The organism is Rhizobium sp. TRM95796 (genome assembly GCF_025779995.1).
Taxonomy (GTDB): Bacteria; Pseudomonadota; Alphaproteobacteria; order Rhizobiales; family Rhizobiaceae; genus Rhizobium_E.
In genome coordinates this window covers 1-11,241 of the sequence record NZ_JAOXHE010000022.1, presented here as the reverse complement: position 1 = coordinate 11,241, position 11,241 = coordinate 1, and the positions used below count along the sequence as shown (strand labels likewise).

7 protein-coding genes are annotated in these 11,241 nt (G+C 50.9%); 6 read left to right on the top strand and 1 reads right to left on the bottom strand.

The features are described from left to right. Positions 1–39: 39 nt before the first annotated feature. The 5 genes from rfbB to OCK01_RS26140 all read left to right on the top strand — a co-directional run bounded on the left by rfbB (position 40) and on the right by OCK01_RS26140 (position 7,991). Positions 40–1,098, top strand: coding sequence for a dTDP-glucose 4,6-dehydratase (gene rfbB, locus OCK01_RS26160; RefSeq protein WP_263826529.1), 1,059 nt, complete (start codon positions 40–42; stop codon positions 1,096–1,098). After that, positions 1,095–1,982 (top strand): dTDP-4-dehydrorhamnose reductase, encoded by an 888-nt coding sequence (rfbD, locus tag OCK01_RS26155; RefSeq protein ID WP_263826528.1) that lies wholly within the window; start codon positions 1,095–1,097, stop codon positions 1,980–1,982. Before rfbB ends, rfbD begins: the two co-directional genes overlap by 4 nt. Before the next feature lie 41 nt (positions 1,983–2,023). Beyond that, on the top strand, positions 2,024–2,887 hold the full coding sequence (rfbA, locus tag OCK01_RS26150; RefSeq protein WP_263826527.1) for a glucose-1-phosphate thymidylyltransferase RfbA: 864 nt from the start codon (positions 2,024–2,026) through the stop codon (positions 2,885–2,887). Positions 2,888–2,939: 52 nt separating this feature from the next. Next, on the top strand, positions 2,940–4,106 hold the full coding sequence (locus OCK01_RS26145; protein WP_263826526.1) for a nucleotide sugar dehydrogenase: 1,167 nt from the start codon (positions 2,940–2,942) through the stop codon (positions 4,104–4,106). Between the two features lie 69 nt (positions 4,107–4,175). Further along, a complete protein-coding gene (locus tag OCK01_RS26140) occupies positions 4,176–7,991 on the top strand; it encodes a glycosyltransferase (RefSeq protein WP_263826525.1) in 3,816 nt (1,271 codons plus the stop codon). A gap of 221 nt (positions 7,992–8,212) precedes the next feature. Here OCK01_RS26140 and OCK01_RS26135 read toward each other — a convergent pair whose 3' ends face one another. Further along, on the bottom strand, positions 8,213–9,586 hold the full coding sequence (locus tag OCK01_RS26135) for a BNR repeat-containing protein (RefSeq protein ID WP_263826524.1): 1,374 nt from the start codon (positions 9,584–9,586) through the stop codon (positions 8,213–8,215). Positions 9,587–9,727: 141 nt separating this feature from the next. On the opposite strand from OCK01_RS26135, the gene OCK01_RS26130 reads away from it, so the two are divergent. Continuing rightward, positions 9,728–10,561, top strand: coding sequence for a glycosyltransferase family 2 protein (locus tag OCK01_RS26130; protein WP_263826523.1), 834 nt, complete (start codon positions 9,728–9,730; stop codon positions 10,559–10,561). Positions 10,562–11,241 lie beyond the last annotated feature (680 nt).

The window sequence follows — 11,241 nt, the reverse complement described above, 5'->3', positions numbered from 1 at the left end:
CCTCATTCCATTATGCCGCCCCCGGGGAGACTGTCTGACATGCGTATTCTGGTCACCGGCGGCGCCGGTTTCATTGGCTCGGCCCTTGTCCGCCATCTGGTCCGCGACGTCGGCGCCGACGTTCTCAATGTCGATAAGCTCACCTATGCCGGCAACGAGACCTCGCTGAAAGTCATCGAAAACGCGCCCAACTATCGCTTCCTGAAGGCGGACATCTGTGACGGCCAGGCGATGAATGAGGCCTTTGCCTCCTTCAAGCCCGACCGGATCATGCATCTGGCTGCCGAAAGCCATGTCGATCGCTCCATCACTGGTGCGGCTGAATTTGTCCAGACCAATGTGATGGGCACCTTCATGCTGTTGGAAGCCGCGCGCCGTTACTGGGGCGGGCTTGATGGCGATGAGAGGGATGCGTTCCGCTTCCTGCATGTCTCCACCGACGAGGTTTATGGCTCTCTGGGCGACGAAGGGCTGTTCCATGAGACGACGCCCTACGATCCGTCTTCGCCCTATTCGGCCTCCAAGGCCGCCAGCGACCATCTGGCTATCGCTTGGCATCGCACCTATGGCCTGCCGGTCGTGGTGTCGAACTGCTCGAATAATTATGGCCCCTATCATTTCCCTGAAAAGCTGATCCCGCTGATCATTCTCAACGCGCTCGATGGCAAGCCGCTGCCGGTCTATGGCCAGGGTGTCAACATCCGCGACTGGCTCTATGTCGAGGATCATGCCCGCGCCCTGCATCTGATTGCCTCGAAAGGTCGGCTGGGCGAGAAATACAATGTCGGCGGACGCAACGAGCGGCGCAATATCGACGTGGTCAAGCGCATCTGTGCGCTGATGGACAAGATGCGGCCCAAGGCTGAGCCGCATGAGGCGCTGATCAAATATGTCACCGACCGGCCCGGTCACGATGCGCGCTACGCGATCGATGCGACGCGACTGGAAACCGAGCTCGGCTGGAAGGCGCTGGAAAATTTCGATACCGGCATCGAGAAGACGGTCGCTTGGTATCTCGACAATGAATGGTGGTGGCGTCCGTTGCGCGACGGCGTCTATTCCGGCGAACGCCTGGGCACGCTGGAGAAAAAGGCGTGAGCCCGCTCCGCATCGCCGTCACCGGCAAGGAGGGCCAGGTCGCCCGCTCGATGATTGCGCTCGGCCCTGACATGGGCGTCGAGATCATCGCCGTGGGCCGCCCTGACGTGGATTTGCAGAACCCTGCGTCTATTCTGCCGGCTCTCGAGGCGGCGCGGCCCGATGCGATCGTTTCGGCCGCCGCCTATACGGCTGTAGACAAAGCTGAGACAGAGAAGGACGCCGCCTTCGCCATCAACGGCGCCGGCGCCGGCGCGGTGGCTCACGCGGCCAGGGCTTTGGGCGTGCCTGTGCTACATCTCTCCACCGACTATGTCTTCGATGGTTCGAAGGCCGAGCGCTATCTGGAAACCGATCCGACCGGCCCGACCTCGGTCTATGGCGCCTCGAAGCTCGAGGGCGAGCGCCAGGTGGCGGCGGCGACCGATGACCATGCGATTTTCCGCACCGCTTGGGTCTATTCGCCCTACGGCGCCAATTTCCTGAAGACCATGTTGCGGCTCGGCGAAACGCGCGATGCGCTCTCGGTCGTCGGCGATCAGTTCGGTTGCCCGACCTCGGCCGAAGACATAGCCCGCGGCATGATCCTCGCCGCGCAGACAATGGTCGAAAGCGATGATGCACGCTATCGCGGCGTCTTCCATCTCACCGGGTCGGGCGAAGCGAACTGGGCCGATTTCGCGCGCGAGATCTTTTCCTGCGCCGAAGGTTTTGGCCGCAAGCCGGTGACGGTGACGGCGATCACCTCGGATCAATATCCGTCGCCGGTGAAGCGCCCCGCAAATTCCAGGCTGTCGAGCGAAAAACTGCAACAGATCTATGGCATTGTGCTGCCGCCGTGGCGGCAATCGACCGCCAAAGTGGTCGCAACGTTATTGGGTTGATCGGGGCGCATCAGCGTTCCGATGCATGTGAGGGGAAGACGATGAAGGGCATTATTCTGGCGGGCGGCAGCGGCACGCGTCTGCATCCGATGACACTGGCGCTCAGCAAGCAACTGATCCCGGTCTATGACAAGCCGATGATCTATTATCCGCTGACCACGCTGATGCTGGCGGGCATCCGCGAGATCCTGATCATCTCGACCCCGCATGACATGCCGCATTTCCAGAAATTGCTCGGCGACGGCTCGCAATGGGGCATTTCGCTGAGTTATGTGGTCCAGGAGAAGCCCGATGGCCTCGCCCAGGCCTTCGTGCTCGGCGCCGATTTCGTCGGCTCGTCCCCCTCCTGCCTGATCCTCGGCGACAACATCTTCTTCGGCCACGGCCTGCCGAAACTGATGGCCGACGCCCGCGCCGATCTCACCGGCGGCAATGTCTTCGCCTATCACGTCGCCGATCCCGAACGCTATGGCGTGGTGGAGTTCGACGACAGGATGAAGGCTGTCTCGATCGAGGAAAAGCCGGCGGCGCCGAAATCCAACTGGGCGGTGACCGGCCTCTATTTCTACGATTCCTCCGTCATCGACATCGCCGCCAATCTGAAACCCTCGGCGCGCGGCGAATATGAGATTACCGACGTCAACCGCATCTATCTTGAACAGGGTAAGCTGAAAGTGTCGATCATGGGTCGTGGTTATGCCTGGCTCGACACCGGCACGCCGGACAGCCTGATCGAAGCGGGCGAATTCGTGCGCACGCTCGAGAAGCGCCAGGGCTTCAAGATCGCCTGCCCGGAAGAAGTGGCGCTGCTGCAGGGCTTTGTGTCCAAGGAGACATTTGAGAAGCAGGCGGCGCGCTATGGCAAGAGCGATTATGGCAAGTATTTGATGGGTTTGCTGCGCTGACGAACAGCGAAAATAACCCGCTGCAGAACAAGAAATTTTGGGGACCGATTGTATGAAAATAGCGATTGCCGGCACCGGCTATGTAGGGCTTTCCAACGCGATGCTGCTCGCCCAGCACAATGAGGTCGTCGCGCATGATATCGTGCCGGCCAAAGTCGAGATGCTCAACGCGAAAAAGTCGCCGATCATCGATCCCGAGATCGAGCGCTTCTTGGCGGATCAGAAGCTGAACTTCCGCGCCAGTCTTGACAGGCGGGAGTCCTATGAGGGCGCTGATTTCGTGATCATCGCCACGCCCACCAACTACGACCCCGAAACCAACTATTTCGACACCCGTTCGGTCGAATCCGTGGTGCGCGATGTCATGGCGATCAATCCGAATGCTGTGATGGTGATCAAGTCGACGATCCCCGTCGGCTTCACCGCAAAACTGTCCGCCGAACTCGGCTGCAGCAATCTCATCTTCTCGCCGGAGTTCCTGCGGGAAGGCAAGGCGCTTTATGACAATCTTCACCCCTCCCGCATCGTCGTGGGCGAAGTGTCCGAGCGGGCCGAAACATTCGCAAACTTGCTGAAGCAGGGCGCGATCAAGACCGATATCCCGACGCTGTTTACCGGCTCCAGCGAAGCCGAAGCCATCAAGCTGTTCGCCAACACGTTCCTCGCCATGCGCGTGGCCTTCTTCAACGAGCTCGATACCTATGCGATGATCCATGGCCTGGATCCCCGGTCGATCATCAATGGCGTCAGCCTCGATCCGCGCGTCGGCAATCACTACAACAATCCGTCCTTCGGCTATGGCGGCTATTGCCTGCCCAAGGACACCAAGCAACTTCTCGCCAACTACAGCGAAGTGCCGCAAAATCTGATCCGCGCCATTGTTGACGCCAACACGACGCGGAAGGACTTTGTCGCCAACAGCATCGCGAAAATGAACCCGAAGGTCGTCGGCGTCTATCGCCTGACGATGAAGACGGGATCCGACAATTTTCGCGATTCCTCTGTCCAGGGCGTGATGAAACGGATCAAGGCCAAGGGGATCGAGGTCATCGTTTATGAACCGGCTTATCCTGACGCTGAGTTCTTCCGCTCGCGAGTGGAACGAGACTTCGAGGTGTTTAAGAAAACGTCGGACGTTATCTTGGCAAATCGTCTGACAGAGGATCTGGTCGACGTCGAGAGTAAGGTCTATACTCGTGATTTATTTGGGGTGGACTGACCCGCGTATTTATATTCGATGTCATAAAGTGCGATCCGGAATATAATCTTCACACAAGGTAAACGCTCAATGGAAAACGAGTTTGCTGTAGTTGGCTTTGTAGAAACGGTAGAGTTGGGCAGGGATTTCGCGGTTGTAAGTGGATGGGCGGCGACCTCCGATCGGCAGAAGTTAGAAGAGCAAATATTGCTTCGGCTTGAGGGAGCTGGAGAAATAGCGCTTGAAAATTTTGCATATCGAGAAGATTTAGAAAAAGCTGGAATTGCTAATGGCTACGGTGCTTTTTCAGTAACATTTTATTTTAATGGAATTTTAGAAGGTAGGCCTCAGGTATTCGCTGTTGGTGGAGGCAATGAAATGGTTCCATTTTCGGGGCCGGGAACTATATATTCGCCATTTATTCCAAAGGGGGCATTGGATAAAATCGACGCCGATAGTGTGTCCGGTTGGTTGTTTGATCCAGGCCTTCGGTATTCTGGCGATAAGCCTTTTCTGCTCGTCGGTGAGGCAGATAAAATAAATCTTGACCTCAACATTGATCGCGTAGACTTGATCTACGACAAGGCTCGTGGCCAGCAGAAATTTGGTTTTCAAATAACCGATGCAAAACTTGAGAGAATTGGCGCAGAAAAGAAGAAGCAAACTACGAGCGTACGGTTAATTTCGTCAACGGAGATTGTTTGCGCCTACCAGTATTCAAATTTAGGTTGGATAAGAGCAAAAGAAAATAAGCCCTCACTTACTTCCGGCGTCGAAAAAAGTAAAGAAAAAAGAAATATTACATTGTCTAAAGACGATACTGGCGGCAAAGAGATCCTGTTGCGAATAGAGGAAGTTAGCGAGCTTGCGGCTGGCATTCTTGTAAGGGGGTGGGTTTGCCAATCGGACAAGTCTGCAATCACCGATAATATCATTTTCAAAATTGATAATGCAAAGCCTGTAGTTGTGACGGAATTAGATTACCGTCAGGATCTAGAACGAAATGGAGTGGGGGCTGGCAAGGCCGGCTTTACCATTTTGTTTTATGAGGCGAATTTCTCTGAAGCTCTTAACGTCGTATGCGAAGTAGGCGAAAATTCTAAAGTTTTATCGCCGTTGAAGTCTGGAAAGTTAACGACCAAGGTTTCTGGACCCGAATTGATTTTTGTTGGGTCGTCTGAGTTGAGAATTGACTATCTGGACTGGAAAGAAGGGCCAGAGGAGCATCTCGATATTTATGTCGATGATTATTTTTGCGCCAAGGTAAAGCCGGAAGAGCCTAGGGGTGGGAAAAGGATATGGTCTCATGGGGGGCTAGCTAAGACAAGCTATAATAGTAAGATTGTTGCGTTGCTCCAATCGTTGCGACGGCAATATGCAGACTTTATAGTTGTTCCAAACCGAAAGTACACATTTTCCATTAGAAAAGATGGAGTGACCCTTACTCAAAAAGAGTTTGTTATTTCAAAGCCGCATCGCGGCCGCGTCGAGAAGGCTGATTCAAAGACGGTAAGTGGATGGCTTGCGACTCACGACGGTCAGCAAATTGCTGACTATGAAGTCCATATTAATAGTATACTTTTCAAGTATGGCAAAGCGGATAGAGGGCGATCCGATCTCATTAAAAAAGGAATTGCTAAGCAAGGTGGCGGTTTTCAAGTCGAGCTGTTTAATCCTTCGCTGGACGGTGATGTTGTTGATCTGACGATACATCCCGCCTACCAAAACGCTGCGATTCAGGGTTCGCCAATTTCAGTGTCTGGTTTGCCAAAATCGATCAGCGACATTTCGAACATTTATTCTCTTATTAGAATGAACCGAGATAAGGGGATTACCGTTGTAATTCCTATCTATAATGCCCCTAGCGATCTTGAGAAATGTGTAAAATCGCTTGAAGATTATACGACCGTGCCGTGCACAGTGCTTTTAATAGATGACAAAAGCCCAGATCCCGCGATTAGCGGTATTCTTGACCGATTTGAATCACGGGATGGCTGGCGAGTTCATAGGAACGTCGAGAATCTAGGGTTCACAAAAACGGTCAATCTTGGAATACAATTGGCAGGGGATGATGATGTTGTGTTTCTAAACTCTGATACCATCGTCTCTCCGGGGTGGTTACAAGGATTGCGCCAGGCCGCATACAGTGGTGCGCGCGTAGCAACGGCCACACCACTGTCAAACAATGCGGGTGTATATTCTGTCCCCGAAATGAATCAGGATAATTTTTTCCCCGAAGGCTATGAGGTTGAGGATTTTTCACGCCTGGTTCGTCAGAATTCTGCCTCTTGTTATCCCAAAGTGCCGACCGGGAACGGTTTTTGTATGTATGTAAGGCGTGATTGCATCAATGAAATCGGCCCGTTGGATCAAGTGGGATTTCCTGTTGGCTATGGTGAAGAAAATGATTTCTGCATGCGAGCTGTTCATGCGGGCTTCTATCACGTCATGGATGACAGAACCTTTGTTTACCACAAACGTTCGGCGAGCTTTGGAGAAAGTAAATCGGCACACTATGATAGAGGCCGTGATACACTGCGGGCCAGATACCCGGAATACAGCAAGCTCACATCGGTTTTTTCAAATTCTTCGGACATTTTGTCGGTTCGATGGAGGATACGGGCCGCTGTTAAACACCGTCAGGGTGTTGAGAAGCCCCTACCGCGTGCCCTTTTTGTTATTTCAACCAAGACCGGAGGCACGCCGCAAACGAACGAAGACCTAATGCGCGCCCTTGCAACGAACCTTGAAGGTTGGGTTCTCCATTGCGACAGTCAGGCAATTAGCTTGTATAAGACAAAAATTTTGGAAGAAAATCTTGTTTATAAAGTTGATCTTAGATCGGGTATAGACCCCCTATCTCATAGATCCGATGAATATAATTCGATTGTATTTCAGATTTTGGTAAAGTACGGATTTGAGCTAGTTCACATAAGGCATCTTGGATGGCAAGGCATAGATCTTCCTGAGATTTGCAAGCTTGCAGGTTTGCCTGTGGTATTTTCTTTTCACGATTTTTATACTGTATGCCCAAATGTAAAGCTTCTTGACGAAAATAACACGTTTTGCGGTGGGCGTTGCACAGAGAGCAAAGGCGACTGTTCTGTTGAGCTTTGGAAACAATCCTCTTTTCCGGAACTGAAGCACGGTTTTATAAATCGATGGAGGAAAAATTTCGCGGACGTGTTGGGCCATTGCAATGGCTTCGTAACCACCTCTGACTTTGCTAAGAGGTTGTTGTTGGAAAATTTCCCTGAGCTTGGCGATGCTGACTTCCGAGTGATACCTCATGGCAGAGATTTCGAATCATTTGACAATCTTGTCAGCGATCCGGAAGCCGACAAGCCCATGCGTATATTGATCCCTGGAAACATATCAGTTGCCAAGGGCGCAGGTTTGATAAAACAGATCAATGAACTGGATGGTGGGAAGTCTATAGAGTTCCACATCCTTGGAGATCACGGAAGACTGGCGGACGCGCCGGGGCTTGTTACGCATGGACGATACGCTCGCGATGAGTTTCGAGAAAGAGTGGCAAACATCAAGCCTTCTATTGGCGGAGTTCTTTCGCTATGGCCAGAGACATATTGCCACACTCTTACAGAGATGTGGTCTCTTGGTATCCCTGTTGTCGGGCTTGACATCGGTGCTGTCGGTGAGCGTATCAATGCCCATGGCGGTGGTTGGGCGTTGCCGTTGGAAATGTCGGCCAATGAAGTTTACAGCGAGTTGCTGAAAATAAAGTCCGACATGTCGGCTAGATCCAATAAAATGAATGAGGTGCTGTCATGGCAAAAAGGCTATGGAAAGGACTATGATACCTATACAATGGCAGATCAGTACAAAAAAATTTACGCTGATGTGATTCAGAGGAAAAAAGTATTGCGACATGCTGTTCGTGCCTAGAGTAGTATTAAAATTTCAATTAAGCAATTTCAGCCGAAGGCTGCTTAGTTTAGCTTTGCGCAATTGGCTTAGGTTGTCCGGTATGGTATCCGTATTGTTTTGTGAAAGGCGCGCTACAAAGTCAGAGGCAATGCACTGGGAAAGATTCACCATGAAAACCGTCTCGGGAAAACCACACTATCAATCTCATCAGTTGTATGAGTTTGATCCAACGCCCTGGCTTACTTCGTTGTTGAAACGAGCCAAAGTGGCGTAGGATCAGGGTCGCATGCCTTCGGCGACAAATTTGAACATTGCCGTGGAACGTCCCTATTGGCAGCCTGAGCGGCCCAAATCAGCTGATATTCTGATTTCTGCCCACTAGTAGCGGGCAGCATTGCGAAGTTAACGTTTCGACTGGCCAGATTCACGCCGCCAATAAATGGCAAGTTTGATGAGACCGAACGCTTGTCCTCTGTTTGCTGTGTATGGAGCTCAGGCAGAAGGACTGTGATTCCCTCCTCTCCAAAGAACTTTACTTTCAGGGAAGGAGGTCGGGTTTCCAAGAGGAAATTCGAAATGCGCGGGACATTTGGTATCGAGCCACCTCCTTCAATTTTAATTGCATTTCGAGAAACTGCAAGCTCCAAAGATTGCCAACGCCCTCCTCTCAAGGCTGCAACAAAAACACCATTTCTATTATTCGTGGTGTATTTTGTGTAGGCGATTACTGGGCCCTTCGCGGCGTCGAAAGCAATTTTCTGATTGTTGATTAGGCCCTTTCCTTGGCCCACATTTGCCACCGTTTCAGAATCGTCAGGTGTTATCGGCGTAGCAATTACCGAACCGTCTGATTTGTACCAATCGCTGAAATTACGTGTTTTTGCATAGGAAAGAAGAAAGTTGCTCGCTACGTCACTATTCCTGCGCCACACAATTGCTACATGATAATAGCCATCGCTGGAGAGTTCGACGTTTGAGAGGTACGCGCTAACGGATCGTCCGCCTCGATCGACACGAGAAAACAACGGTCCGGTAGAGACCTTTTCCCAATTCCGACCAATCTTAAGTTTGTTTGCGTACCATTCTCCGTTGCCGCTGCCCCCATCTCTGTACAGAAATAGTAAATTCCTATCTGCAAGCTTTATAAATCGAGGATAGGTAACGCTGCGCTCCTTAACACCCGTCATGCTGGCACGTTTTATTTTGTTTATTCTGCGGGGATGCGGAGCATAAAAATATTCGAGTGGCGAATTGTGCATGTTGCCAACGACATGAAGCCCGCCGCTTTGGTCGATAGCTGCCACTATTTCTTTATGGCTATCCCATCCTGAGAACACAGAATTGACTGAAATTTTTCCTTTAACTTGACAATCCGTCAAGTTAATATTGGCAACGGTAAGTTTTCTATCTTTGTCATAGTAGCCCGCGTAAGCGTCACTATCGACTACCGCGCCTCCAAATCCAACGCTGGTTCCGCTCCAGACTTGATCAATATAGACGGGGCCGCAAGCCAACGCTTTAGATGCCACCTGACAAAGTATAAGCAAAAATGCAAAGCAGAAAATTCTGAATTTCGCGCGGTTAGCATTTTGCGCTGAAGCTGCTGTTATCATATGGTCAAATTTGCTAATGAGCCTCCTTCGCAGTCTGTTGTTTAATCGTTGTTGGCAAGGGTTTGGTCGCATGGTAATGACTTCCCAGTGACAGAACATTAATGCTTTAAGGCACCCTTGAGTAGCATATCGGGAGGAAAAATGACAACCGTAACTCTTGTCGCGATTGCCAAGAACGAAGAACGATATTTGCTGGAATGGATCGCATACCATCTTGCAATTGGCTATGACAAGATTATGATTTATGACAATGAAAGCTCTGATAATTCTGTTCAAGTCATAAAGTCGTTGACAGGAGAATATCCGGTTGAGGTCATTGCGTGGCCGAGTATCCCGCGCTTTTCGCCGCAACGCAGCGCATATAGCGATGCTGTTAAGAGAGCCGATGCTGAAGGTTGGATCACATTCCTTGACATTGATGAATTTATTGTTCCTTGGGGCTTTGATGGCATCAAAGATTTCTTCGGTGCCGCCCCGGAAGATGCGGCTTCCGTTGCTATAAACTGGTTGGGGTTTGGATCGTCCCATTACACGGATGTAAATTACGCAAGCGTTGTAAAAACGTTCACGCGTTGCGCTCGACACAACTGGGTGAACAATCGGCATTTTAAGACCAGTGCACGCGTTGGTCTTATCGGAGAACCCCATATTCACGATCTAACAGTTAAATCCGGTAGGAAGCTCGCCTCGGATTTTAGCGAGCTTAAAATGAGTAGTGAAGGCAGAAGCCTTGAACCGATTTACGGTGGTATACAAATCAATCACTATCAGGTTAAGACGTGGCATGAGTTTTCAGAGCGCATGGCCCGAGGAAATGCGAATTTCCCACCGGGGCATCCGAACCATGGGCGTGATGGCAGTAGAGAACGGTTCGAGGGTCTCGACAAAAATGAATTGCACGATGACCGCATCGCTAAGTTTATGACGGCATTCGATCCCATTTTTGCTCGGATGCTTTCACTTACAAAAAAATAACACAGAGGTTAGTCCATTTTCTCCAGGAGTCGATTGGCCTTTTGCCAAATGAAGGAGAGAGTGCCTTAAGATGTGGTGCAAAGCTGCCGTGTCTAAGTAAGGCGCATTGAATGTGAAGCGTTTATTCAGCGCTTCACCCAACTGAAAATCCTATGGTCTCCCCCTCTGAAAATATAGCGCAAACCTAGCGCACTCAAATGTCATCTTATTAAAATCAATAAAATAACCGATGATCCACCCAATTGAAAATCCGCGTATCATTTTCAATTCCGCTCCACCTGTCTCAACGAAAATCCCTTGCCTACTTTCACGCTGTCCTACCGCGCACTGGGCTCTCCCCCCCCCGCTTGACATCCCGCCGGCTCCGGACAACATTGTTTGCATAAAAATAAGCGGCGTGCTCCGTTTCACCCCGCATGGGTTTCAAAAACCGACGTCTTGAGCGTCAACGCTCCAGTTTGAGTCCTGTTTGCCTCCCGTTGTCGCTGCGGGACGTGTGTCATCGAAAAATACATAGATAAAACAATCAGTTGCTCGGGATATTGCCCAAAATATCCGCTTGCAAACAAATTAAGCTTTGTTATCCTTCCCCGGTAATTCAAGCGTAAGCGCGTAGGCCATCCCACGTATCTTTGAGCGTGCCGAGAGGGCATTTTCTGCATGAATCATGCGGGGAATCC